This is a genomic window from Nocardioides currus, assembly GCF_003057875.1.
Taxonomy (GTDB): domain Bacteria; phylum Actinomycetota; class Actinomycetes; order Propionibacteriales; family Nocardioidaceae; genus Nocardioides; species Nocardioides currus.
Genome location: NZ_PYXZ01000002.1, coordinates 231,570 through 255,862 on the forward strand (window position 1 = coordinate 231,570; position 24,293 = coordinate 255,862).

General features: G+C 71.2%; 27 protein-coding genes. 19 read left to right on the forward strand and 8 right to left on the reverse strand.

What is annotated here, in order from left to right; all coding sequences use genetic code 11:
* Window positions 1–5 precede the first annotated feature (5 nt).
* The 7 genes from C7S10_RS06160 (at window position 6) to tuf (ending at window position 7,923) form a co-directional block, all read left to right on the forward strand.
* The gene (locus tag C7S10_RS06160) at window positions 6–1,466 is read left to right on the forward strand and encodes an NCS2 family permease (protein WP_243395239.1); all 1,461 of its coding nucleotides are present in this window, start codon (window positions 6–8) and stop codon (window positions 1,464–1,466) included.
* Window positions 1,467–1,625: 159 nt separating this feature from the next.
* Window positions 1,626–2,075 (forward strand): MarR family winged helix-turn-helix transcriptional regulator, encoded by a 450-nt coding sequence (locus C7S10_RS06165; RefSeq protein ID WP_243395240.1) that lies wholly within the window; start codon window positions 1,626–1,628, stop codon window positions 2,073–2,075.
* A gap of 30 nt (window positions 2,076–2,105) precedes the next feature.
* Window positions 2,106–3,371, forward strand: coding sequence for an MFS transporter (locus C7S10_RS06170; protein WP_108343548.1), 1,266 nt, complete (start codon window positions 2,106–2,108; stop codon window positions 3,369–3,371).
* A 232-nt stretch (window positions 3,372–3,603) separates the two neighbouring features.
* On the forward strand, window positions 3,604–3,975 hold the full coding sequence (gene rpsL / locus C7S10_RS06175) for a 30S ribosomal protein S12 (RefSeq protein ID WP_010831695.1): 372 nt from the start codon (window positions 3,604–3,606) through the stop codon (window positions 3,973–3,975).
* Entirely contained in the window at window positions 3,975–4,445 is a 471-nt protein-coding gene (gene rpsG, locus C7S10_RS06180) for a 30S ribosomal protein S7 (protein ID WP_108343549.1), read from the forward strand. The genes rpsL and rpsG overlap by 1 nt, the downstream gene beginning before the upstream one ends.
* Before the next feature lie 131 nt (window positions 4,446–4,576).
* Complete coding sequence (gene fusA / locus C7S10_RS06185; protein ID WP_423802707.1) at window positions 4,577–6,637, forward strand: elongation factor G; 2,061 nt, start codon at window positions 4,577–4,579, stop codon at window positions 6,635–6,637.
* A gap of 92 nt (window positions 6,638–6,729) precedes the next feature.
* Window positions 6,730–7,923, forward strand: a complete 1,194-nt coding sequence (tuf, locus tag C7S10_RS06190) for an elongation factor Tu (RefSeq protein WP_108343551.1) — start codon at window positions 6,730–6,732, stop codon at window positions 7,921–7,923.
* Window positions 7,924–8,007: 84 nt separating this feature from the next.
* On the opposite strand, the gene C7S10_RS06195 is transcribed toward tuf, so the two are convergent.
* Window positions 8,008–8,820, reverse strand: a complete 813-nt coding sequence (locus tag C7S10_RS06195) for an alpha/beta fold hydrolase (protein WP_108343552.1) — start codon at window positions 8,818–8,820, stop codon at window positions 8,008–8,010.
* 59 nt (window positions 8,821–8,879) lie between these two features.
* Here C7S10_RS06195 and trmB point away from each other — a divergent pair, with 59 nt between their 5' ends.
* The gene (gene trmB / locus C7S10_RS06200; RefSeq protein WP_243395241.1) at window positions 8,880–9,599 is read left to right on the forward strand and encodes a tRNA (guanine(46)-N(7))-methyltransferase TrmB; all 720 of its coding nucleotides are present in this window, start codon (window positions 8,880–8,882) and stop codon (window positions 9,597–9,599) included.
* A gap of 77 nt (window positions 9,600–9,676) precedes the next feature.
* On the forward strand, window positions 9,677–10,954 hold the full coding sequence (locus tag C7S10_RS06205) for an MFS transporter (RefSeq protein WP_108343553.1): 1,278 nt from the start codon (window positions 9,677–9,679) through the stop codon (window positions 10,952–10,954).
* Here C7S10_RS06205 and C7S10_RS06210 read toward each other — a convergent pair.
* Window positions 10,938–11,321, reverse strand: coding sequence for a hypothetical protein (locus C7S10_RS06210; RefSeq protein ID WP_207769258.1), 384 nt, complete (start codon window positions 11,319–11,321; stop codon window positions 10,938–10,940). The genes C7S10_RS06205 and C7S10_RS06210 overlap by 17 nt on opposite strands.
* 5 nt (window positions 11,322–11,326) lie before the next feature.
* Complete coding sequence (locus C7S10_RS06215) at window positions 11,327–12,142, reverse strand: RDD family protein (RefSeq protein WP_108344009.1); 816 nt, start codon at window positions 12,140–12,142, stop codon at window positions 11,327–11,329.
* A gap of 23 nt (window positions 12,143–12,165) precedes the next feature.
* Between C7S10_RS06215 and C7S10_RS06220 the strand changes: the two genes are divergently transcribed.
* Window positions 12,166–13,161, forward strand: coding sequence for a stage II sporulation protein M (locus tag C7S10_RS06220; protein ID WP_108343555.1), 996 nt, complete (start codon window positions 12,166–12,168; stop codon window positions 13,159–13,161).
* Between the two features lie 20 nt (window positions 13,162–13,181).
* On the opposite strand, the gene C7S10_RS06225 is transcribed toward C7S10_RS06220, so the two are convergent.
* The 5 genes from C7S10_RS06225 to C7S10_RS06245 are packed head-to-tail and all read right to left on the reverse strand — an operon-like array spanning window position 13,182 to window position 18,339.
* The gene (locus tag C7S10_RS06225) at window positions 13,182–14,474 is read right to left on the reverse strand and encodes a DUF58 domain-containing protein (protein ID WP_108343556.1); all 1,293 of its coding nucleotides are present in this window, start codon (window positions 14,472–14,474) and stop codon (window positions 13,182–13,184) included.
* Between the two features lie 13 nt (window positions 14,475–14,487).
* Window positions 14,488–15,498 (reverse strand): AAA family ATPase, encoded by a 1,011-nt coding sequence (locus C7S10_RS06230; protein WP_108343557.1) that lies wholly within the window; start codon window positions 15,496–15,498, stop codon window positions 14,488–14,490.
* Window positions 15,495–16,613 carry a DUF4350 domain-containing protein gene (locus tag C7S10_RS06235; RefSeq protein WP_108343558.1) on the reverse strand — a complete coding sequence of 373 codons (1,119 nt, stop codon included), beginning with the start codon at window positions 16,611–16,613 and terminating at the stop codon, window positions 15,495–15,497. Before C7S10_RS06235 ends, C7S10_RS06230 begins: the two co-directional genes overlap by 4 nt.
* The gene (locus C7S10_RS06240; RefSeq protein ID WP_108343559.1) at window positions 16,610–17,236 is read right to left on the reverse strand and encodes a DUF4129 domain-containing protein; all 627 of its coding nucleotides are present in this window, start codon (window positions 17,234–17,236) and stop codon (window positions 16,610–16,612) included. Before C7S10_RS06240 ends, C7S10_RS06235 begins: the two co-directional genes overlap by 4 nt.
* Complete coding sequence (locus C7S10_RS06245; RefSeq protein ID WP_133176444.1) at window positions 17,233–18,339, reverse strand: hypothetical protein; 1,107 nt, start codon at window positions 18,337–18,339, stop codon at window positions 17,233–17,235. Before C7S10_RS06245 ends, C7S10_RS06240 begins: the two co-directional genes overlap by 4 nt.
* Before the next feature lie 70 nt (window positions 18,340–18,409).
* Here C7S10_RS06245 and C7S10_RS06250 point away from each other — a divergent pair, with 70 nt between their 5' ends.
* From C7S10_RS06250 to rpsC, 9 genes are all read left to right on the forward strand, one after another.
* Complete coding sequence (locus C7S10_RS06250; RefSeq protein WP_108343561.1) at window positions 18,410–19,234, forward strand: hypothetical protein; 825 nt, start codon at window positions 18,410–18,412, stop codon at window positions 19,232–19,234.
* Between the two features lie 403 nt (window positions 19,235–19,637).
* The gene (rpsJ, locus tag C7S10_RS06255; protein WP_007078637.1) at window positions 19,638–19,946 is read left to right on the forward strand and encodes a 30S ribosomal protein S10; all 309 of its coding nucleotides are present in this window, start codon (window positions 19,638–19,640) and stop codon (window positions 19,944–19,946) included.
* 8 nt (window positions 19,947–19,954) lie between these two features.
* A complete protein-coding gene (gene rplC, locus C7S10_RS06260) occupies window positions 19,955–20,617 on the forward strand; it encodes a 50S ribosomal protein L3 (RefSeq protein ID WP_108343562.1) in 663 nt (220 codons plus the stop codon).
* A gap of 2 nt (window positions 20,618–20,619) precedes the next feature.
* On the forward strand, window positions 20,620–21,573 hold the full coding sequence (gene rplD, locus C7S10_RS06265) for a 50S ribosomal protein L4, sunset domain variant (protein WP_108343563.1): 954 nt from the start codon (window positions 20,620–20,622) through the stop codon (window positions 21,571–21,573).
* Complete coding sequence (gene rplW / locus C7S10_RS06270) at window positions 21,570–21,875, forward strand: 50S ribosomal protein L23 (protein ID WP_108343564.1); 306 nt, start codon at window positions 21,570–21,572, stop codon at window positions 21,873–21,875. The genes rplD and rplW overlap by 4 nt, the downstream gene beginning before the upstream one ends.
* 24 nt (window positions 21,876–21,899) lie before the next feature.
* On the forward strand, window positions 21,900–22,736 hold the full coding sequence (gene rplB, locus C7S10_RS06275; RefSeq protein WP_108343565.1) for a 50S ribosomal protein L2: 837 nt from the start codon (window positions 21,900–21,902) through the stop codon (window positions 22,734–22,736).
* A gap of 5 nt (window positions 22,737–22,741) precedes the next feature.
* The gene (gene rpsS, locus C7S10_RS06280; RefSeq protein ID WP_056887117.1) at window positions 22,742–23,023 is read left to right on the forward strand and encodes a 30S ribosomal protein S19; all 282 of its coding nucleotides are present in this window, start codon (window positions 22,742–22,744) and stop codon (window positions 23,021–23,023) included.
* Window positions 23,020–23,448, forward strand: a complete 429-nt coding sequence (gene rplV, locus C7S10_RS06285; protein WP_108343566.1) for a 50S ribosomal protein L22 — start codon at window positions 23,020–23,022, stop codon at window positions 23,446–23,448. Before rpsS ends, rplV begins: the two co-directional genes overlap by 4 nt.
* Complete coding sequence (gene rpsC / locus C7S10_RS06290; protein ID WP_108343567.1) at window positions 23,448–24,293, forward strand: 30S ribosomal protein S3; 846 nt, start codon at window positions 23,448–23,450, stop codon at window positions 24,291–24,293. The genes rplV and rpsC overlap by 1 nt, the downstream gene beginning before the upstream one ends.

Here is a 24,293-nt window from a genome sequence, read left to right on the forward strand (position 1 = left end):
CGCCCGTGACGGTCAAGGGCGGCGGCATCGACGGCTTCTTCAAGATCGCCGAACGGGGATCGAGCATCGGGACGGAGGTGCGCGGCGGCCTCGTCACCTTCCTGACGATGGCCTACATCGTCGTGCTCAACCCATTGATCCTCGGCTTCGTCCCCGACTCGACCGGGACCTTCCTCGGCGGCGGCACCGAGCCCGGCAGCGGGATCCCGGCCATCGCGGCCGGCACGGCGCTGGTCGCCGGACTGCTCACCATCCTGATGGGCGGCCTCGCCAACTTCCCGCTCGCGCTGGCGACCGGCCTCGGGCTGAACGCGTTCGTCGCCAACTCCATCGCCCGCGTCTCGACGTGGGGCGACGCGATGGGCCTGGTCGTGCTCGAGGGCATCGTGATCCTCGCGCTGGTGCTGACCGGCTTCCGCAAGGCGGTCTTCCACGCCGTACCCCAGCAGCTCAAGGTCGCGATCTCGGTCGGGATCGGCCTGTTCATCGCCCTGATCGGTTTCGTCGACGCGCGCTTCGTCACCCGCATCCCCGACGCCTACCAGACCACCGTGCCCGTCCAGCTCGGCGCCGACGGGCACCTCGTCGGCTGGCCGGTGCTGGTGTTCTGCCTGGGCCTGCTGCTGATGATCGGCCTGTGGGTCCGCCGGGTGCGGGGCGCCATCTTGATCTCGATCCTGGCCAGCACCGTGCTCGCGGTCGTCATCGAGGCGGTGGGCGACCTCGGTCCGGCGTCGGCCGACAACCCGGGCGGCTGGTCGCTGAGCGTGCCCTCCCTGAGCGGCGACCTCGTCGGCCTGCCGTCCTTCGACACCCTCGGCGAGGTGGATCTCTTCGGCGCGTTCAGCTCCGTGGAGGGCGGCGTGCTCGCCGCGCTGCTGCTGGTCTTCTCGCTGCTGCTCGCCGACTTCTTCGACACGATGGGCACGATGACGGCGATCGGCGCCGAGGCCGGGCTCAACGACGAGGCGGGCACGCCGGAGAACGCGCAGCGGATCCTGGTCGTCGACTCGGTCGCGGCCATCGCGGGCGGCGCGGCCGGCGTCTCCTCCAACACCTCCTACATCGAGTCGGCCTCCGGGGTCGGAGAGGGAGCCCGTACGGGCCTGGCCTCCGTCGTCACCGGTGTGCTGTTCCTGCTCGCGATGTTCGTGACCCCGCTCGTCGCGGCCATCCCGTCCGAGGCCGCCGTGCCCGCGCTGGTGCTCGTCGGCTTCCTGATGATGCAGCAGGTCACCGAGATCGACTGGCGTGACGTCGAGATCGCCATCCCCGCGTTCCTCACCGTCGTGCTGATGCCCTTCACCTACTCCATCAGCGTCGGCATCGGCGCCGGCTTCGTGGCCCACGTCCTGATCAAGGTCGTGACCGGCAAGGTGCGCGAGGTGCACCCGCTCATGTGGATCGTCGCCGGTCTCTTCGTCGTCTACTTCGCCTACTCGCCGATCAGCGGCTGGCTCTCCTGACGGTTTCGCCTCCTTCGGTTTCCCCGGGTAGCCGGGGAAACCCAGACTTCGGGGGGCAAGCAAACCCCCAGAAGTTCACATTTCCCGCGCGGAGTCCGGGCGCGCCGGCGACATCGCCGCCGGAATACTTAGCAGAACTAATGAGTTATGCTAAGCATCATGCCCACCACCCAAGCCGTCGTCCGCACCGATGCGGGGCTCGCCGCCGAGCTCCGGGTCGGTGTCATGCGCCTGCGGCGCCGCCTCGCCGGTGAGCGTCACCCCGACAACGACCTGAGCCTCGGCCAGATGGCCGTGCTCGGGCTTCTGCTGCGGCGCGGCGACCTGACCATCGGCGAGCTCGCCCGCCTCGAACGCGTGCAGCCCCCGTCGATGACCCGCACCGTGACGTGCCTCGAGGAGCTCGGCAACGTCACCCGGCGCCCCCACGAGACCGACGGTCGCGTGGTCGTCGTCGCGCTGACCGAGCACGGCCGCGAGGTCGTGCTGGCCGACCGCAAGCGTCGCGACGCCTGGCTGGCCGTGCAGCTCACCCACCTGACCGCCGAGGAGCGCGACGCCCTGCGCCGGGCCGCGCCCATCCTCGACCGCCTCTCGCAGGCCGACTGACCAACCACGAGAAGGAGCACGAACACAGACTTGAGTCCCACCTTCCGCTCACTGCACAACCCGAACTACCGCCTGTACGCCGCGGGCGGGGTCGTCTCCAACACCGGCACGTGGATGCAGCGGGTCGCCCAGGACTGGCTCGTCCTCCAGCTGACCGCCAGCTCGGGCGCTGCGCTCGGCATCACCACCGGCCTGCAGTTCCTGCCGTTCCTGCTCCTCGGCCCGTTCACCGGTCTGGTCGCCGACCGGATGCCCAAGCAGCGACTGCTCCAGATGACCAACCTCGGCATGGCCCTGCCGGCCGTTGTCCTCGGCCTGCTGGCCGTCACCGGCACCGCCGAGATCTGGCACGTCTACGTCCTGGCCTTCGTGCTCGGCCTCGCCTCGGCCTTCGACGCCCCGGCCCGCCAGTCCTTCGTCTCGGAGATCGTCGAGCCCGACGACCTGACCAACGCCGTCGGCCTCAACTCCGCCAGCTTCAACGCCGCCCGCCTGGTCGGACCCGGCCTCGCCGGCGTGCTGATCGCCGCCTTCGGCGGGGGAGCGGTCGCCACCGGTTGGGTGATCCTGCTCAACGGCATCTCCTACGTCGCACCGATCCTCGCCCTGCGAGGCATGGACGCCAGCCGCCTCGACTCCCCTGAGCTCACGCGGCCCGGCCCGGGCGCGATCCGCGAGGGGTTCGCCTACGTCCGGGCCCGCCCCGACCTCCTCCTGATCCTCGCCATCGTCTTCTCCGCGGGCACCTTCGGGCTCAACTTCCAGATGACCAGTGCGCTGATGGCGACCGAGGTCTTCGACAAGGGCCCGACCGAGTACGGCCTCCTCGGCACCTTCCTCGCGGTCGGCTCGCTCAGCGGCGCGCTGCTAGCGGCCCGTCGCGAGCGCGTGCGCCAGCGGCTGGTGATCGTGGCCGGACTGGCTTTCGGGGTGCTGGTGACGCTGTCCGGCCTGATGCCGTCGTACGTCGCCTTCGCGATCATGGCGCCGCTCGTCGGCCTCTCCGCGCTGACCCTGATCACCAGCGCGAACGCCTACATGCAGCTCCACCTCGAGCCCGGCGTGCGGGGGCGGGTGATGGCCCTCTACATGATGATCTTCATGGGCGGCACCCCGTTCGGCGCGCCGATCATCGGCTGGATCGGCGAGGCGTTCGGCGCCCGCTGGACCCTCGTCCTGGGCGGGCTGCTGACGATCGCGGGCATCGCCGGCGCGAGCCTGCTGTTCGCCCGGGCGAGGGGCGTGCGGTTCTCGGACCTGCACGCCCACCCGGCGGCGTACGAAACGACCGCTTGATCGCAGTCAAGCACCGACGCCCGGCGTTTTGACCGCTCATGGGCCCCCCGGTAGATTGACTCCTCGTGTTTGTGCTGCCCTCAGGCATGCCCTGACCAGCCCCCACACACAACACCCGCGTGGTCCTCGTGACCCGCGGCCGGGCACCCCCGCCGAGAGGCGGAGTTCCCGACACGACCCGCCTCGGCAGAGCGCCGTCGCGAGAGATCTGACCAAGAAAGGGAACCACTCGGTGCCCACCATTCAGCAGCTGGTCCGCAAGGGCCGTCAGGACAAGGTGTCGAAGTCCAAGACGCCTGCCCTCAAGGGATCCCCGCAGCGCCGCGGCGTCTGCACCCGCGTCTACACGACCACCCCGAAGAAGCCCAACTCCGCCCTCCGCAAGGTCGCCCGCGTGCGCCTGAGCTCCGGCGTCGAGGTCACGGCCTACATCCCGGGCGTCGGCCACAACCTGCAGGAGCACTCGATCGTGCTCGTGCGCGGCGGCCGTGTGAAGGACCTTCCCGGTGTCCGCTACAAGATCATCCGCGGCACGCTCGACACCCAGGGTGTCAAGAACCGCAAGCAGGCCCGCAGCCGCTACGGCGCGAAGAAGGAGAAGTAATGCCTCGCAAGGGTCCCGCGCCGAAGCGCCCCCTCGTCGTCGACCCGGTCTACGGTTCGCAGGTCGTCACCCAGCTCGTCAGCAAGGTCCTCCAGGACGGCAAGAAGGCTGTTGCCCAGCGCATCGTCTACACCGCCCTCGAGGGTTGCCGCGAGAAGACCGGCACCGACCCGGTCGTCACGCTCAAGCGCGCGCTCGACAACGTGAAGCCGGCCATCGAGGTCAAGTCCCGCCGCGTCGGCGGTGCGACCTACCAGGTCCCCGTTGAGGTCAAGACCAACCGCCAGACCACGCTGGCCCTGCGCTGGCTCGTCGGCTACGCCTCGGACCGTCGTGAGAAGACGATGGCCGAGCGCCTGATGAACGAGATCCTCGACGCCTCCAACGGCCTCGGTGCCGCGGTGAAGAAGCGCGAGGACACGCACAAGATGGCCGAGTCCAACAAGGCCTTCGCCCACTACCGCTGGTGATCGGTGCGGGGCTCCGCTGACGGAGCCCCGCCCCTCCCGCCAACAACCCCACCAACTCTTACGAGGGACTGAGACATTCAGTGGCTGTCGACATCACCACCGACCTGAACAAGGTCCGCAACATCGGCATCATGGCGCACATCGATGCCGGCAAGACCACCACCACCGAGCGCATCCTCTTCTACACCGGCATCAGCTACAAGATCGGTGAGGTCCACGACGGCGCAGCCACGATGGACTGGATGGAGCAGGAGCAGGAGCGTGGCATCACGATCACCTCCGCCGCGACGACCTGCTGGTGGAAGAACCACCAGATCAACATCATCGACACCCCCGGCCACGTGGACTTCACGGCCGAGGTCGAGCGCTCGCTGCGCGTCCTCGACGGCGCCGTGGCGGTCTTCGACGGTGTCGCCGGTGTCGAGCCGCAGACGATGACGGTGTGGCGCCAGGCCAACAAGTACTCCGTGCCCCGCATGTGCTTCGTCAACAAGCTCGACCGCACGGGCGCGGACTTCTTCCGCTGCGTCGACATGATGGTCGAGCGCCTCAACTCCACCCCGCTCGTGCTGCAGCTGCCGATCGGCGCCGAGTCCGAGTTCCTCGGGGTGATCGACCTCGTCGGCATGCGTGCCCTGACCTGGCGTGGCGAGACCACGATGGGTGAGGACTACGAGGTCGAGGAGATCCCGGCCGAGCTCGCCGAGCAGGCCGCGGAGTACCGCGAGAAGCTCCTGGAGACGCTGGCCGAGGCCGACGACGACGTGATGGAGAAGTTCCTCGAGGAGCACGAGTTCACCGTCGAGGAGCTCGAGGCCGCGATCCGTCGCGCCACCCTCGCCGACAAGCTCAACCCGGTCCTGTGTGGCACCGCGTTCAAGAACAAGGGCGTCCAGCCCCTGCTCGACGCCGTGGTGAAGTACCTCCCCTCGCCGCTCGACATCGACGGCATCCAGGGCCACTCGGTCAAGGACGAGGACGAGGTCATCGTCCGCCAGCCCTCCGACGACGAGCCGTTCTCTGGCCTCGCCTACAAGATCGCCTCCGACCCGCACCTCGGCAAGCTGATCTACGTCCGCGTCTACTCCGGCAAGCTCGAGGCCGGCGCGTCCGTGATCAACTCGGTCAACGGTCGCAAGGAGCGGATCGGCAAGGTCTACCAGATGCACGCCAACAAGCGCGAGGAGATCGCGTCGGTCGGCGCCGGCCAGATCGTGGCCGTCATGGGCCTCAAGGACACCAAGACGGGCCACACCCTGTGCGACCCCGCCAACCCGGTGGTCCTCGAGTCGATGACCTTCCCGGCCCCGGTGATCGAGGTCGCCATCGAGCCGAAGACGAAGTCCGACCAGGAGAAGCTGGGCACCGCGATCCAGCGCCTCTCCGACGAGGACCCGACCTTCACGGTCAAGGCGGACGAGGAGACCGGCCAGACGATCATCGCCGGCATGGGCGAGCTCCACCTGGAGATCCTCGTCGACCGGATGAAGCGCGAGTTCCGCGTCGAGGCCACCGTCGGCAAGCCGCAGGTCGCCTACCGCGAGACCATCCGCAACACGGTCGAGAAGCACTCCTACACCCACAAGAAGCAGACGGGTGGCTCGGGTCAGTTCGCCAAGGTCGTCATCAACCTCGGTCCGAACATCGACCCCGAGACCGGCGTCGGCGCGGGCTACGAGTTCGTCAACAACGTGTCCGGTGGTCGCGTGCCGAAGGAGTACATCCCCTCGGTCGACCAGGGTGGCCAGGAGGCCATGGAGTTCGGCGTCCTCGCCGGCTACCCGATGGTGGACGTGAAGTTCTCGCTGGAGGACGGCGCCTACCACGACGTCGACTCCTCGGAGCTCGCGTTCAAGATCGCCGGCAACCAGGCCTTCAAGGAGGCCGCGCGTCGCGCCAAGCCGGTGCTGCTCGAGCCGATGTTCGCCGTCGAGGTGACCACCCCCGAGAGCTTCCTCGGCACGGTCATCGGTGACATCAACTCGCGCCGCGGCCAGATCCAGGCCCAGGAGGAGCGTCACGGCGACATGGTCGTCAGCGCCCTTGTGCCGCTCTCCGAGATGTTCGGGTACGTTGGCGACCTGAGGTCGAAGACCTCCGGCCAGGCGTCGTACTCGATGGAGTTCGACTCCTACGCCGAGGTTCCTTCGAACATCGCCGAAGAGATCGTCAAGAAGGTCCGCGGCGAGTAGTCGCCACGGGCCTGGGCCGATCACCAGGCCCCCCAGCACCACCAGTTCCACACCCATGAGTTCACGTACAAACCCAACCAGGAGGAGCCCCAGTGGCTAAGGCGAAGTTCGAGCGGACCAAGCCGCACGTCAACATCGGCACCATCGGTCACATCGACCATGGCAAGACCACGTTGACCGCAGCAATCACCAAGGTGCTGCACGACGCGTACCCCGACCTCAACGAGGCGTCGGCGTTCGACCAGATCGACAAGGCGCCCGAAGAGCGCCAGCGCGGTATCACCATCTCGATCGCGCACGTCGAGTACCAGACCGAGGCGCGCCACTACGCGCACGTCGACTGCCCGGGTCACGCCGACTACATCAAGAACATGATCACCGGCGCGGCCCAGATGGACGGCGCGATCCTCGTGGTCGCCGCCACCGACGGCCCGATGCCGCAGACGCGTGAGCACGTGCTGCTCGCCCGCCAGGTCGGTGTCCCCGCCCTGGTCGTCGCGCTCAACAAGTGCGACATGGTCGACGACGAGGAGCTCATCGAGCTCGTCGAGATGGAGGTGCGCGAGCTCCTCTCCGAGTACGAGTTCGACGGCGACAACATCCCCGTCGTGCGCGTTGCCGCCTTCCCGGCGCTCCAGGGCGACGAGAAGTGGGGCCAGTCGGTCCTCGAGCTCATGTCCGCCGTCGACGAGGCCATCCCCACCCCGGCCCGTGAGACCGACAAGCCCTTCCTCATGCCCGTCGAGGACGTCTTCACGATCACCGGTCGTGGCACCGTCATCACCGGTCGCATCGAGCGCGGCATCGTCAAGGTGAACGAGGAGGTCGAGATCATCGGCATCCGCGACACCGCCCAGAAGTCGACCGTCACCGGCGTCGAGATGTTCCGCAAGCTGCTCGACGAGGGCCAGGCCGGCGAGAACGTCGGACTCCTGCTCCGTGGCACCAAGCGCGAGGACATCGAGCGCGGCATGGTCGTCATCAAGCCGGGCACCACCACGCCTCACACCAACTTCGAGGCGAACGTCTACATCCTCAGCAAGGACGAGGGCGGCCGTCACACGCCGTTCTTCAACAACTACCGTCCCCAGTTCTACTTCCGTACGACTGACGTGACCGGTGTTGTGACCCTGCCCGAGGGCACCGAGATGGTCATGCCCGGCGACAACACCGAGATGACCGTCGAGCTGATCCAGCCCATCGCCATGGACGAGGGTCTGCGTTTCGCCATCCGCGAGGGTGGCCGCACCGTCGGCGCCGGTCGCGTCACCAAGATCACCAAGTGATCCTCGCTCGTCCCTGACGAGCACCAGCACCATCGCGAGGCCCCACTCCTGCGGGAGTGGGGCCTCGTGGCGTCTTCCCCGGTCTCAGGTGAGGGCGGTCAGGACGTCGGGCCAGTGGGCGGCCAGCGTCGCGAGGTGGGTGGTGCCGGGACGTACGACGACGTCCGCGCCCGCGATCCGTCCGGCCCACCACGCGGCGCCCGGCAGCGCCCGCTGGTCGGCCTCGCCGTACCAGAGGTGCGTCCGGCAGGCGATCGAGGCGAGGTCCACGGTCCACGGCTGGTGGAGGAGCGCGGCGTCGCGCAGGAACCCGTGGTGGTCGACCAGCGCCTCGCGTGCCGAGGCGGCCACGTCGGCAACGGGAAGGGCCCGGACGAGAGCGGCGTCCTGGTCGGGCAAGGAGGCCGCCCACCTCCCGGCGAGGGCCGCGTCGTCGGGGTCGGACACCTCGATCGCGGCCGCCCACGCCGAGAACTCGGGGCGGACGCGCTCCATCGCCTCCTCGACCGGCTCCGTGGCGGTCCCCTCCATCGGGAGGGTGGCCACGATCCCCAGCGCCCCGGAACGGTCGGGATGGCGGGCGGCGAACGCTGCGGCGTACGCACCGCCGACAGACATCCCGAGCGCGGCGACGTCGGCGATGTCGAGCACGTCGAGAACGGCGGCCGCGTCGTCGGCGACCGAGGCGTGCGTCGAGGCCGCGCGTGACGACCGGCCGTAGCCGGGGCGGTTGACGCACAGCAGGCGGACGCCCACCTCGCGGGCCGCGCCGGCCCCGGACCGCGCTGCCCAGCGGGTGTCCGGGCAGCCGTGGAAGAACAGCACGACCGGTCCCTCGTCCGCGCCGCCGAGCCAGAGCTGCGCCTGCCGGCCGTCGGGCAGCGTGACGATCTCCACCCGCCCAACCTAGGTGAGCCGACGGTGCCCGCGCCGCCGTCGGCTGCGAGAATCCTGGCGTGAACGACGCCCGCCCCGCCCGACCCCACCACAAGCTGACCGAGGACGGTCGTCGGATGCGGGAGGTGCTGACCTACTCGCGGCGGGGGAGCCGGTTCACGCCCAGGCAGGCGGCCGGCTGGGCGGCGCACCAGGCCGACTGGGTCATCCCGGACGAGGCGGTCGACAAGCCGGGCTTCGAGCTCGCGAGCTGGTGGGATCGCGAGGCCCCCCTGGTCGTCGAGATCGGTTCGGGCATCGGCGAGGCCACGGCGGCGCTGGCGCGGACCCGGCCCGAGGTCAACATCCTGGCCTTCGAGGTCTGGCTGCCCGGGATCGCCGACGCGCTGTCCAAGGTCGCGGAGGCGGGTGCCGACAACCTGCGGTTCTGCGGCGTCGACGCCGTCTGGTCGCTGGAGCACCTGCTGGGTCCCGGCAGCATCAGCGAGCTGTGGACGTTCTTCCCCGACCCGTGGCACAAGACGAAGCACCACAAGCGCCGGCTGGTCACGCCGCCCCACGCCGCCCTCGTCGCGAGCCGGCTCGCGCCCGGCGCGGTCTGGCGGCTGGCGACCGACTGGGCGGAGTACGCCGCCCAGATGAAGGAGGTCCTCGACGCCGAGCCGCTGCTCGAGGGCGGGGTCGTCGAGCGCTGGGCCGAGCGCCCGATCACGCGCTTCGAGCGCAAGGGGCTCGACAAGGACCGCACCATCACCGACCTGGCCTACACCCGGGTGTAGCGGGAGTGGCAGGACTTCGGCGTCTCGTGGCAAGGAACCGGGCGACGGGTCGCGGCGGCGAGAAATAGAGTCCTCCCATGACGGCCACCCAGGAGACCGGCACGAGGAGGGGCATCCACCCCGCCTGGTGGGTCGCGGCCGTCACGATGGCGTCGCTGATGGCCGCGGCCGGCTTCCGGTCCTCGACCGGCGCGCTGCTCGTGCCGCTCGAGGAGGACTTCGGCTGGTCGCGAGCGACCACCAGCGGCGCGGTCAGCCTCAACCTCATCGTCTACGGCCTGACCGCTCCCTTCGCGGCGGCGCTCATGGAGCGGTTCGGCGTACGCCGCGTGGTGGCCGCGTCCCTGGCGCTGGTCGCGGTCGGCAGCGGCCTGACCCTGGTGATGACCAGCCCGTGGCAGCTGTGGCTGCTGTGGGGCTTCGCGATCGGCATCGGCACGGGGTCGCTGGCGCTGGTCTTCGGTGCGGTCGTGGCCAACCGCTGGTTCGTGAAGCACCGCGGCGTCGTGGTGGGGGTCTTCTCCGCCGCCAGCTCCACCGGCCAGCTGGTCTTCCTGCCCGCCATCGCCAACCTCGCGGAGGGTCCGGGCTGGCGCTGGGCCGCCGCCCTGACCACCGCCTTCTCGGCGGTGCTCGTGCCGTTCGTGTGGTGGCTGCTGCGTGACCACCCGAGCGACATCGGCACCACGGCGTACGGCGCTCCCACACCGCTGCCCCGCCCGGCCCCGCCGACCCGCAGCGCCGCCCGGGTGGCGCTCGACGCGCTGCGGGAGAACACTGGCAACCGGACGTTCTGGATCCTCTTCGGGACCTCCTGGATCTGCGGGTGGTCGACCAACGGCCTGATCGGCACCCACTTCATCCCCGCAGCCCACGACCACGGGATGCCGGCCTCGACCAGCGCCGGCCTGCTCGCCCTGATCGGGGTCTTCGACATCGTCGGCACCATCGCGAGCGGGTGGCTCACCGACCGCGTCGACAGCCGCTACCTGCTCTGCGGCTACTACTTCTTCCGGGGGCTCTCCCTGCTCGGGGTGCCGTGGCTGCTCGGCCCGCACGTCCACCCGAGCCTGTTCCTCTTCATCCTCTTCTACGGCCTCGACTGGGTGGCCACGGTGCCGCCGACGGTGGCCCTGTGCCGCCAGCACTTCGGGATCGAGAAGGCGAGCGTGGTGTTCGGCTGGGTGTTCGCCGCGCACATGGTGGGCGCCGGCGTCGCGGCGAGCTTCGCCGGCTGGGTCCGCGAGTGGCGGGGCGACTACTTCGGGGCGTGGCTGACCGCCGGGGCACTGTGCCTGCTCGCGGCCCTGGCGTGCCTGATGATCCCGCGCCGCGGCGTCACTGCGGAGGCCTGAACCGCAGTCCGGCCTCCTCGAGCAACGACTCCACGCACAGCCGCTCGGCCTCGCGATCGGTGCCTGCCGGGAGCCCGGTGAGGGTGTCCGGCAGCCCGAGGGCCAGGCAGGCCTGCGCCAGCGCGTCGTCGTACGCCGCGGTCGCGGCGCTGCGACGGACCTGGCTCGTGCCGGGAGGGACCGCGAGGGTCGCGGCCCGGAGACGGGTGAGGTCGGCGACCAGTCGCTCGATCGGGGGACCGCCCGGGACCGTCGGGCCCGGCAGGTGCCGACGGACGAACAGCCGGGCGGCGCTGCCGTAGAACACCACCCAGAGCACGAGCGCCAGCATGGCCGTGATGGCGGCGATGGCCAGCAGCCCGGGCACCGGACTCAGCGCCCGCCGACCAGCCGTGTGCGCATGGCGTCCTCACGCGCGAGCCGCGCCGAGTCCCGCTCGCGGCGCGAGGCGATGACGGCGGCCAGGAAGTCCTGGGGTGCGGTGCCCGCTGGCGGCGGCGGTGCGACGTACGCCCCGACCTCGGCCGCGAGCCGGGACCCGAGGTCGTGGCGGGTGGCCGGGTCGAGGCTCGCTGCCCGGCCGAGGTACTGCCGCACGGCGAGCGCCAGCCCCGTCGGCAGGGAGGCCATGTCGGCCCCGCGCGCCCATCCCGCGAGGTGGGCGGGGAGCAGGGCCGGCGCGGCGAGCCGGAGGCGCACGCGCTCGCGGACGACGTAGGTCCCCGCGGCGTGGTCGCCGAACCGCTGCCCCCTGGCCGAGAGCATCGCGCAGAAGAAGGCCGGCGCGCCGCTGAAGGCGTAGATCTCGACGAAGCCGATCAGGGCCCGCACGAACGCGTGCTGGAACGAGATCGGCCCGGCGTCGTCGCGGACCGTGCGCAACCCGCAGGCCAGCTTGCCCAACGAGCGACCCCGGGTGAGGGTCTCGACGGTCGTGGGGACGACGAGGAAGACGGTGACCAGGGTCCCGACCAGCGCCACGTGCGCGAGCGCGCCGTCGCTGCGCAGCGCGGCGATGCCGAAGGTCAGGAACACCACGACCAGCAGCACCACCGTGACGACGGCGTCGATCAGCCCGCTCCCGATCCGCGAGCCCAGGCTCGCGGGCGGCAGGTCGAGCGCGACGGCCTCGCCGGTGACGTGGTCATCGGCGGTCAGGCTGGCGAAGGCGGGACCGGAGGCTGGCATCGCGGTCAGCATAGGCTGGCGCCGTGGACCTCGACGCGTACGTGCTGGCGCACCACGCGCAATGGGCGCGACTCGAGGAGCTGACGGCGCAGCGGCGCCTCGACGGCGAGCAGAACGACGAGCTCGTCGACCTCTACCAGCGCGTCGCCACCCACCTCTCGGTCGTGCGCACCTCGGCCCCCGACGCGGCCCTGATCGCCTACCTGTCCTCGATCCTGGCGCGCGCCCGGCTGCGCACCGTCGGCACCCGCGCGACGACCTGGGGCAGCGTGGGCAGCTTCTTCGTCGACCGGTTCCCGGCCGCGCTCTACCGGCTGCGCTGGTGGTGGATCTCGACGCTGGTCGCCAACGTCGTGGTGACCGGCGTGATGATGTGGTGGCTGCTCCAGCACCCGGCCGTCGAGCAGGGCCTGCTGTCGCCGGCGGAGATCGACCAGCTGGTCCGCCACGACTTCGAGGACTACTACAGCGAGTACGCCGCCTCGCACTTCGCCGCCCAGGTGTGGATCAACAACGCCTGGGTCGCGGCGCTCTGCATCGCCCTCGGCGTGCTGGGGGCGCCGGTGGTCTACCTGCTGTTCCAGAACGTCTCGAACCTCGCGATCATCGGCTCGATCATGATCCGCCACGACCACGCCGCCCACTTCTGGGGCCTCATCAGTCCGCACGGGCTGCTCGAGCTGACGGCCGTGTTCGTGGCGGGCGGCGTGGGCCTGCGGCTGTTCTGGTCGTGGGTCGCGCCGGGTGACCTGACGCGCGGGCAGTCGATGGCGCGCGAGGGGCGCACTGCCGGCACCGTCGCGCTGGGGCTGGTCGTGGTGCTCTTCGTCAGCGGGGTCATCGAGGCGTTCGTGACACCCTCGGGGCTGCCCACCGAGGTGCGTGTCGGCATCGGGGTCGTGGCCGAGCTCGCCTTCTTCGCCTACGTGTTCGTCGTGGGACGCAACGCCGTCGCGCGTGGCCACACCGGCGACATCGACGCGGCGCTGCTCGAGGACCGGGTCGCGCCCCAGGCGTAGGCGGGCGTGCGCGGCGTCCCTCAGAGCAGGCCGCGCGCCTTGAGGGCGAGGTAGTGGTCGGCGAGCGCCGGCGGCAGCCGTTCGGCGTCGGTGTCGACGACGTCGACCCCCAGCGCGGTCAGGATCTCGCCGGCCCGGCGGCGCTGCTGCAGGACCTGCGCGGCCGCCGCTGCGGCGTACACCTCGGGCAGCGTCTCGCGCTGCTCGCGCATCGCGCCCAGCGCCGGGTCCTGCACGGAGGCGACCACGACCCGATGGTGCTTGAGCAGGGCCGGCAGCACGGGCAGCAGGCTCTCGACGACCGACGCCGGCTCGAGCGGCGTGAGCAGCACGACGAGCGCGCGGTGGCGGCCGAGGTGGTTGACCGCGCCCGCGAGCCCCGCCCAGTCGGCCTCGGCGATGACCGGGTCGAGGTCGGCCATCGCGTCCTGGAGGGTGGCCGCGATGTCGCGTGCGCCGGCGGCGCGGACCCGGGCCCGGACCTGGCGGTCGCCCGCGATGAAGTCGACGCGGTCGCCGGCCCGCGCGGCCAACGCGGCGAGCAGCAGCGCCGCGTCCATCGCCGAGTCGAGCCGGGGCACGTCGCCGATCCGGGCGGCGGAGACGCGGGACGTGTCGAGCACCAGGACCACGCGGCGGTCGCGCTCGGGCTGCCAGGTGCGGACCACGACGTGGGTGTTGCGGGCGCTGGCTCGCCAGTCGATGGAGCGTACGTCGTCGCCGCGGACGTACTCCCGCAGCGAGTCGAACTCGGTGCCGGCGCCGCGGATCCGCACCGCGGACCGGCCGTCGAGCTCGCGCAGGCGAGCCAGCCGCGAGGGCAGGTGCTTGCGCGACTCGAACGGCGGCAGCGAGCGGACCGCGCCCGGCACGTCCAGCGTCGTCTGCCGCGCCGCCAGCCCGAGCGGGCCGGCGATCCGGACCGTGACGCCGAGGGCACGGAGGTCGCCGCGCCGGCGCGGACGCAGCGCGGTGGTCAGCCGGGTGGCGTCGCCGCCGGCCAGGTGGACCCGGTGGCGGTTGCCGCTCGCCCCCGCGGTGGGCTGCCAGGCGTCGCGGACGAGGGCGCGCACGCTCCGTGTCCCGGGGTTGGTCACGGTGAGCAGCGACTGGGCGTCGTGCCCCAACCGCACCGGACCCATCCCGGCGCGCCGCACCTCCAGGCTCGCCGGACGCACGGCCAGCCACCAGTCGGCCAGCGTCACGAGCGCCACCAGCAGCAGCCAGGCCCACACGGTGCCCAGCCCGGGGCGCAGCACCACCGGCACCAGGCCGAGGGCCAGGAGCAGCGGGACGCGTCCGGTGATGACCATCAGGCAGCCGGGTTCAGCGGGGGACGGGGACGGAGTTGAGCGCGGAGGTCAGCACGGCGCCGACGTCGACGCCCTCGAGCTCGGCCTCGGGTCGCAGGCCCAGGCGGTGGACGAGGGTGGCGTGCGCGAGCGCCTTCACGTCGTCGGGCGTCACGAAGTCGCGACCCGTCAGCCACGCCCAGGCGCGGGAGGTGCGCATCAGGGCGGTGGCCCCGCGCGGCGAGACCCCGAGCGAGAGCGACGGGGACTCGCGGGTGGCGCGCGCGATGTCGACGATGTAGCCGGTGACCTCGGGCGAGACCTGCACGGCGCGCACGGCGGCTTGCCCCGCCTCGATGTCCGCCGGTCCGGCGACGGCGCGGACGCCGGCGCCGGCGACGTCGCGCGGGTCGAAGCCGGCCGCGTGGCGGGTCAGGATCTCGAGCTCGGCGTCGCGCTGGGGGATCGGCAGCACGATCTTGAGCAGGAACCGGTCGAGCTGGGCCTCGGGCAGCGGGTAGGTGCCCTCGTACTCGACCGGGTTCTGGGTGGCCGCGACCAGGAAGGGGCGCGGCAGGCGCCGCGAGACGCCGTCGACGGAGACCTGCCCCTCCTCCATCGCCTCGAGCAGCGCCGACTGCGTCTTGGGCGGCGTCCGGTTGATCTCGTCGGCCAGCAGCAGGTTGGTGAACAGCGGTCCCTCGCGGAAGCTCAGCTCGCCGGCGCGGCCGTCGATCACCATCGACCCGGTGATGTCGCCGGGCATCAGGTCGGGGGTGAACTGCACGCGCCGGGTCTCGACGTCGAGCGACTCGGCCAGGGTGCGGGCCAGCAGGGTCTTGGCCACCCCGGGCACACCCTCCATCAGCACGTGCCCGCCGCACAGCAGCGCCACGAGCAGGCCCGACACGGCGGCGTCCTGGCCGACCACGGCCTTCGCGACCTCGGTGCGGACCTCGGCGAGCCGCTCCCGCGCGGCCCGGTGGTCGGGGGCGGGGCTCTTCGGGCTGTCGGGGCCCTCGGTGGTCTCGTCGGTGGTGGTCATGTGCGGCGTACCTCTCTGTCGAGCTCGGCCAGTGCGGCGGCCAGGCGGATGAGTTCGTCGTCGGTGGCGGGCTCCGGGGCCTGCTCGCCGATCAGGGCGTCGATGTCGGTGGCGGGGCGGTCGAGGCGCGCGGAGACGTCACGCACGAGCACCGCGACCTCGGCGGCGGGCACCCGCAGGTGGGCGGCCAGCTCGGCGCGCGTCGAGCGTCGCAGGGAGGCGGCGGCGTGGGCGCGCGCGGAGACCGAGCGGTAGAGCCGCCCGCGCGCCTCGGTGGTCTCCAGCGAGCGCACGGCGACGGGCAACGGCTCGACGGCGAGCGGCCCGAGCCGACGCCCGCGCCACCAGATGACCGCCACCATCGCCAGCCCGAGGAGCCAGAGCCCGGGCACGAGCCAGGGCGGGAGGAGGGAGGCCAGGCCGACCCCGTCGTCGCCGACGAGGTCGTCGAGGCTCGGGACGTACCAGACGACGCGCGTGTGCTGGCCCAGCAGCCGCAGCGCCACGGCGGCGTTGTCGGCGCGCAGCACCTGGTCGTTCTCCAGGATCGCGGCGGCCCCGAGGAGGGCGAGGTCGGGCCCGGCCGAGGCGAGCGCCCAGCCCGCCGCGCCGGGGAAGCAGCCGGCGGTGGTGGCGTACGACGCCGCGGCGTCGACCTCGATCCGCAGCTCCGACAGGTCGCCCAGGCCGGTGTCGGCGCAATCGCCGGTCTGCGCGCCCTCGAACGAGGCGTAGGCGGCATCGGCATCGATCCCGAGGGCGTCGATCGCGCCCTGGCCAGCGTCCACGACGACCACGGTGCTGTCGTCCGTGGCGGTGAGCAGGCGGCGGGCGGTGCTCCGGCCGAGGTTGTCGGGGGAGGTGACGACGACGGTGGTGTCGGCGTCGGGCGCGCGTTGCTCGAGCGCGTCGGCGGACCGCACGACGTCGACCTCGACGCCCTCGTCCTCGAGGACCTGCGCCACCGCGCGGGCGCCTGACGCGCCGGGGTTCTCCGGGTCGTGCGGCGCGCTGGTGCGTGGACCGCCGCTGAGCATCACCGCCACGACCAGGGCGAGCAGGGTCCCGAGGCCGATCACGAGCAGCGAGCGGTTGCGCCGCAGCCAGGCGTTCATCGCGTCCCCGCCAGCTCGTCGTCGAGCGCCAGGACGGACCTCGCCTGCTCGAGGGTGGCCGGCCGGTCGCCGTACAGCACGAGGTCGAAGAGTCGGGCGCCCTCGGCCATGGCGTCGGCCCGCGTGGGGTACGCCGCCCGCAGCACCTGCGCCACTTCGTGGGCCGTCGTGCCGGGTGTCGCGTCCAGCCGGCCCCGCTCGACCTGCCGCGCGGCGAGCGCGCGGAACCCGTGGACCAGGGCATCGGAGGGCCGCTCCTCGGCCAGCGCCCGCTCGGCCCGCTCGCGCCACTCCCGCGCGGTGACCGCCGCGTCGGGCAGGAGCGCCTCCGCGCCGTCGCGACGGCCCGGCGCGGTCCGCGCGCGGGTGGCCAGCCAGATCAGGGCGACGACCAGCGCGAACCCGACCGCCATGGCGGCGAGGGCCGACAGCGGGGGAGCGGTGGAGGCGGCGTCCAGGACGTCGCCGACGCGGCGGACCAGCCAGTCGATCAGGCGCTGGAGCAGGTCGTCGCGGTGGTAGGCGGGGTCGACGAGCTCGCGGCGCAGCAGGTCGCGGCCCTCGTCCGGGGTCGGGACGAGGGGAGGGTCGAGCAGCGATCCGTGCGGCGAGGCCCACCTCACGAGCGCGTCAGCCCTGCCCGCTCCATCAGGACCACGTCGAAGGCCTCCTTGCGCATCCGCAGGTCGACGTACTGCAGCGTGGCGACCGAGGTCGTGAACGGCGCGACGAAGGCAGCGGTGATGACCGAGGCGAGCGCCTGCCCGACCACGAGGAGGTAGACGCCGGCCTCGCCGGGCACGCCGAGGATCACGCCCTGGCTCAGCAGGCTCACCGGCATGGAGAGCATCGAGCCCGCGACCTGGGCGATCACGAAGGTGAGCAGGCCGATGCCGAAGGTGCGCCAGAACGCCCGGCGCGTGAGGCGGTTGCCGCGCGCGATCGCGGCGAAGACCCCGATCGGCTCGAGCATCAGCGCCGGCACGGGCAGGTAGTAGACACGCACCCAGAACCACAGCATCACGGCGATGAAGGCCGGCACGCTGACCAGGCCGTAGACCAGCGGCCCCTGCCAGCCGGACGCGGTCACGGCGACCAGCACCCACGACAGGACGTAGAGCGTGATCAGCACGGTGGTGGCCAGCCCGAGCAGGAAGGTCAGCCCGATCAGCCGCCACCGCTTGCCGCGGGTGGCGGCCCACGCCTGCCCGAGGGAGAGCTGGTGGCCGATGGCCGCGGCGGCCACGACGTGGGCGATCATCCCGCCGACGAGGATCAGGCCGATCCCCTGCAGGACGCTGCCGAGTGCCAGCGACCCGAAGACGCCCGCGATCCCGGCGACGTCCTCGCCGGTGACGGCCAGCGGCTCGTCGCTGGGGGAGGCCGTGGCGAGGTCGCCGGTCAGCGACAGGTCGAGCACCGCGCCGAGGAGGGCGGTGACGAGCACCGGGATCGCCATCGCGACCGCGGCCACCAGCACCGCCGAGCCGACGGTGGCGCGCGGGTTGAACCGGATGATCTTGAACGCCGCGTCGTACATGTCGCCCAGGCCGAGCGGGCGCAGCGGGATGGCGCCCGGCTTGTGGGCGCTCAGCTGCGGGGCGGGGACGTACGGCGCGGGCTGCCCGACCTGGCCCACGGGTCCGGGCTGGGCGGCCCAGGGCTGCGTCGGCGGGCCGGGCGGAGGCGCGCTCCAGCCGGGTGGCGGTGGCTGCTGCTCCGACAAGACGTCCCCCCAGGAAGTTGCGTGGGGCGCAATCCTGTCAGGTCGTCCCCGGCGCCATACCCTGTACGCCATGAAGGCGACGGGGGCACGGCGCTGGGTGGCGCCGCTGACCGTCCTCACCCTGCTCGCCCTGCTCGCGCTGGCCGGCTGCTCGAGCGACGACCCGGACGCGGCGGAGCCGACCGCCGGCGCCTCCGCGGTCGACTCCGAGGCGGCGGTCGACCCCGAGCAGGCGGTGCGCGACGAGTGCCTCTCGCAGGTCCCGCCCGACGCGCAGATCCGTCCGATGACGCTCGAGGGCGCCACCGACGGCAGCCTCCAGGCGCTGCTCTTCCCCAGCAGCGGCACCCGCGTCGCCCTCGTCCTGCTGCCCGAGGTCAGCGGCGGCGTGTGCGGCTGGGGCCGTTTCGCCGCGGCCGCCGCCGGGCTCGGATTCAGCTCGGTCGTGGTCGCTCCCTGCCTGTACGGCGAGTCGACCTGCTCCGACGCGGGCGACGTCGATCCGCTCAACGAGGTCGCCCCGGCGATCGAGGCGGCGCGGACGGAGCTCGGAGCTGAGCGGGTGGCGCTGGTCGGGACGTCGATGGGCGGCTCCCTCACGGTGATCGCCGCGGCCGCCGGCGCGGACGCCGACACGTGGATCGACGTGTCCGGGCCGGCGGCGTGGGAGGGGACCGGCCTGCTCGGGCTTGCCCCGGACCTGCCCGCCGGGGGACTGGTCGTGATGGCGAGGTCGGACGGCGACGCGGCGTACGCCTCCGCGCAGCGCCTGGCGAAGCGCTCCGGAGCCCGCTTCCTCGACGGCGGCAGCGGCCACGGCTACGAGCTGCTCACCGACCTCGACGGCAAGGTCTCCCGTGTCGGACGGGCCGTCCTGGCCCACGCGAAGGGCTGATCCGGCGCCCGGTCATTCCGATTTGGCGCGTGCCGTGATGTCTGCCAAGATAGTCCGGTTGCTCCGGCGGGTCGCTCTCGTGCGACTGGCGGAGTGTGGCAGCACTTGACTTCTGAATCGCGTCTCCGAGATCGATTGAGTGGTTGCGTGCGCCGCACCTCACCAGTGGACGAGGCGGAGACCCGATCAGCCCGACGAACCCGTCGGGTGCCCCTCACAACAACACATCGAGATCCTGGTCCTGTGCCGTGCGAAACAGCGCGACACGCCCGACCGCGGGGGTCGGTGGTGAGAGGCGGATGCACGGGCGGTGCGGACTCACCCGAGGACGTGTCGTGAACCAGACCAGAACGCGGTACGACCCCAGTGGGGCGTACGAGATCGATAAGGACGAGAGAGACCTATGGCGGGACAGAAGATCCGCATCAGGCTCAAGGCCTATGACCACGAGGTGATCGACACCTCGGCGCGCAAGATCGTGGACACCGTCACCCGCACGGGTGCCAAGGTCGCCGGCCCCGTGCCGCTGCCGACCGAGAAGAACGTGTTCTGCGTCATCCGCTCGCCCCACAAGTACAAGGACTCGCGCGAGCACTTCGAGATGCGCACGCACAAGCGCCTCATCGACATCATCGACCCCACGCCGAAGACCGTCGACTCGCTCATGCGCCTCGACCTGCCTGCCGGTGTCGACATCGAGATCAAGCTCTGAGGTCTGATATGAGCACTTTCGAACGCAATGTGAAGGGCCTGCTGGGCACCAAGCTCGGCATGACCCAGTTCTGGGACGAGAACAACCAGGTCGTCCCCGTCACCGTGATCGCGGCCTCGACCAACGTCGTGACCCAGGTCCGCCAGCCCGAGATCGATGGCTACAACGCCATCCAGGTCGGCTTCGGCGAGATCGAGGCACGCAAGGTCAACCAGCCCGACGCCGGTCACTTCGCCAAGGCCGGCGTGACGCCGCGCCGCCACCTGGTGGAGATCCGCACCGCCGACGCCGCGTCCTACTCCATCGGCCAGGAGCTCAGCCCCGAGCTGTTCACCGCCGGTGAGGAGATCGACGTGACCGGCACCAGCAAGGGCAAGGGCTTCGCCGGTGTCATGAAGCGCCACGGCTTCGCCGGTGTCAGCGCCTCGCACGGTGCCCACCGCAACCACCGCAAGCCCGGCTCCATCGGCGCCTGCGCCACGCCGGGTCGTGTCTTCAAGGGCACCCGCATGGCTGGTCGCATGGGTAGCGAGACGGTCACCACGCAGAACGTGACGGTGCACGCCATCGACGCCGACAAGGGCCTGATCCTCCTCAAGGGTGCCGTTCCCGGCCCCAAGGGTGGTCTCGTGGTCCTGCGCTCGGCCGCCAAGAAGACGCAGGAGGCCTGAGCATGGCTACCAAGACTGTCAAGGTTGACTTCCCCGCCGAGATCTTCGACGTCGAGCTCAACGTCCCGCTGATCCACCAGGTCGTCGTCGCGCAGCAGGCTGCTGCTCGTCAGGGCACCCACTCCACCAAGCGTCGCGGCGAGGTCCGCGGTGGTGGACGCAAGCCCTACAAGCAGAAGGGCACCGGTCGCGCCCGCCAGGGCTCGACCCGCGCGCCGCAGTTCGCCGGTGGTGGCGTCGTGCACGGCCCCAAGCCGCGCGACTACAGCGAGCGGACCCCCAAGAAGATGAAGGCCGCCGCCCTGCGCGGTGCCCTCTCCGACCGGGCCCGCAACGAGCGCATCCACGTCGTCGACGGCCTCATCTCCGGCGACAAGCCGTCCACCAAGACGGCCCTCGCCGCGCTGACCGCCCTCAGCGACCGCGTCCGCTTCCTGGTCGTGCTCGAGCGCAGCGACGCCATCACCTGGCTCTCGCTGCGCAACGCGCCGCAGGTGCACATCGTGGCTGTCGACCAGCTCAACACCTACGACGTGCTCGCCAGCGACGACGTGGTCTTCACGCAGGGTTCCTACGACGCCTTCGTCAGCGGCACCGCGGCCACGGCCAGCGCCCGCAAGGTCGCCGTCGTGGAGACCGGGACCGCCGCGCCGGCCACCGAGACCTCCACCGAGGTCAAGGGCTTCGCCGCCGTGCCCGCCGAGGACGCCGCGACCGAGACCGACACGACCGACGAGGCCCCGGCCCTGCCGAAGGGTGCCAAGGCGCCCCTCAAGAGCGGCAACGCTCCCAAGGGCTACGAGATCAAGGGCAACTCCGACTCGGGGCTCTACCACGAGCCGGACGGCCAGTGGTACGCCGCCACCGAGGCCGAGTTCTGGTTCAAGAGCGCCGAGGACGCGGAGGCCGCTGGCTTCACGCGTGCCGGCGGTGCCGCCAAGGAGGACGACAAGTGAGCACCCTGCACAAGGACCACCGCGACATCCTGATCGCGCCGGTCGTCTCCGAGAAGAGCTACAGCCTCCTGGACGCGAACAAGTACACGTTCATCGTGCGCCCGGACGCCAACAAGACCGAGATCAAGATCGCGGTCGAGAAGATCTTCGACGTCAAGGTGACCGCGGTCAACACGATCAACCGCCAGGGCAAGACGCGTCGTACGCGCACCGGCCTCGGCAAGCGTGCCAACACCAAGCGCGCCATCGTCAGCCTCGCTGAGGGTCACCGCATCGACATCTTCGGAGGTCCGGTCTCCTGACCGGACCATCGATAAGGAACTGATATGGCTATCCGCAAGTACAAGCCGACCACCCCGGGCCGTCGTGGCTCCTCGGTGGCCGACTTCGTCGAGATCACCCGGACCACGCCCGAGAAGTCGCTGACGCGCCCGCTGCCCAAGAACGGCGGCCGCAACAACCAGGGCCGCATCACCACCCGGCACAAGGGTGGCGGTCACAAGCGTGCCTACCGCATCATCGACTTCCGTCGCTACGACAAGGACGGCGTGCCGGCCAAGGTCGCTCACATCGAGTACGACCCCAACCGCACCGCGCGCATCGCGCTGCTGCACTACGTCGACGGCGAGAAGCGCTACATCGTGGCGCCCAAGGGCCTGACCCAGGGCACCCCGGTCGAGTCCGGCCCCAACGCCGACATCAAGCCCGGCAACAACCTGCCCCTGCGCAACATCCCGGTCGGTACCACCATCCACTGCGTGGAGCTGCGTCCGGGCGGCGGCGCGAAGATCGCCCGCTCGGCCGGCAACTCGGCCCAGCTGGTGGCCCGTGAGGGCAGCCGCGCCACGCTGCGCATGCCCTCGGGCGAGATGCGCTTCGTCGACGTGCGCTGCCGCGCGACGATCGGCGAGGTCGGCAACGCCGAGCAGTCCAACATCAACTGGGGCAAGGCCGGCCGCATGCGGTGGAAGGGCGTTCGCCCGACCGTCCGCGGTGTCGTCATGAACCCGGTCGACCACCCGCACGGTGGTGGTGAGGGCAAGACGTCCGGTGGTCGTCACCCCGTCTCGCCCTGGGGTCAGAAGGAAGGCCGCACGCGCAAGCGCAAGGCGTCCGACTCCCAGATCATCCGTCGTCGCAAGTCCGGCAAGGGTAGGAAGTAACCGCTATGCCTCGCAGCCTGAAGAAGGGCCCCTTCATCGACGACCACCTTCAGAAGAAGGTGGACGCCGAGAACGCGAAGGGCAGCCACAACGTCATCAAGACCTGGTCGCGCCGGTCGATGATCGTGCCCGACATGATCGGTCACACCATCGCCGTGCACGACGGTCGCAAGCACGTTCCCGTGTTCGTCACCGACTCGATGGTCGGTCACAAGCTCGGTGAGTTCGCACCGACCCGCACCTACAAGGGTCACGTCAAGGAAGACCGGAAGGGGAAGCGTCGATGAGCGTCACCGAGCGCCAGCGCACGAGCGCCCGCCGCGAGACCCTGCTGGGTGACCAGCCCGGTGCCTTCGCGAGCGCCCGCTTCGTCCGCATCACTCCCATGAAGGCTCGCCGTGTCGTGGACATGGTCCGCGGCCTTCCCGTCGACGAGGCCCTGGCCCTGCTGCAGTTCGCGCCGCAGGCCGCCTCCGAGACCGTCTACAAGGTGCTGGAGAGCGCCGTCGCCAACGCCGAGACCACCGAGGGCCTGCCCACGAGCGACCTCGTCGTCTCCGTCGCGATGGTCGACGAGGGCCCGACGATGAAGCGTTGGCGTCCGCGTGCGCAGGGTCGTGCGACCCGCATCAACAAGCGCACCAGCCACATCACGCTCGTGGTGCAGCCGGCCGAGGCCGTCGCTGCCAAGAAGAACGGAAGGGGTGCCTGATGGGCCAGAAGATCAACCCGAACGGGTTCCGCCTGGGCATCTCGACCGACCACAAGAGCCGTTGGTACGCCGACAAGCTCTACAAGTCGTACGTCGGTGAGGACGTCGCGATCCGTCGCCTGCTCTCCAAGGGCATGGAGCGGGCCGGCATCTCCAAGGTCGAGATCGAGCGCACCCGTGACCGCGTCCGCGTGGACATCCACACGGCGCGTCCCGGCATCGTCATCGGTCGCCGTGGCGCCGAGGCCGACCGCATCCGCGGCGAGCTCGAGAAGCTCACCGGCAAGCAGGTCCAGCTGAACATCCTCGAGGTCAAGAACCCCGAGATCGACGCCCAGCTCGTCGCCCAGGGAGTTGCCGAGCAGCTCTCCGGTCGCGTGCAGTTCCGTCGCGCGATGAAGAAGGCCATGCAGACCTCGATGCGCTCGGGTGCCAAGGGCATCCGGATCCAGTGCTCGGGTCGACTCAACGGCGCCGAGATGTCGCGCACCGAGTTCTACCGCGAGGGTCGCGTCCCGCTGCACACGCTGCGTGCCGACATCGACTACGGCTTCTACGAGGCCAAGACGACCTTCGGCCGCATCGGCGTGAAGGTCTGGATCTACAAGGGTGAGGTCGCCGGCACGCGTGCCGAGCGCCAGGCGCAGGCTGCTGCCCGCGCCGGTGCTCCGGGTCGCGGTGGCGCGGGCGGCCGTCCCACCCGTGGCGGCGAGCGTCCGAGCCGTGGCTCGCGCTCCGACCGCCCGGCCCGCTCCGACGCCCCCGCCGAGGCCGCTGCTCCCGCCGCGACCGACGCTCCGGCGGCGGGCGAGGCTGCCGTCGCCAGCACCGGACAGGAGGGCTGA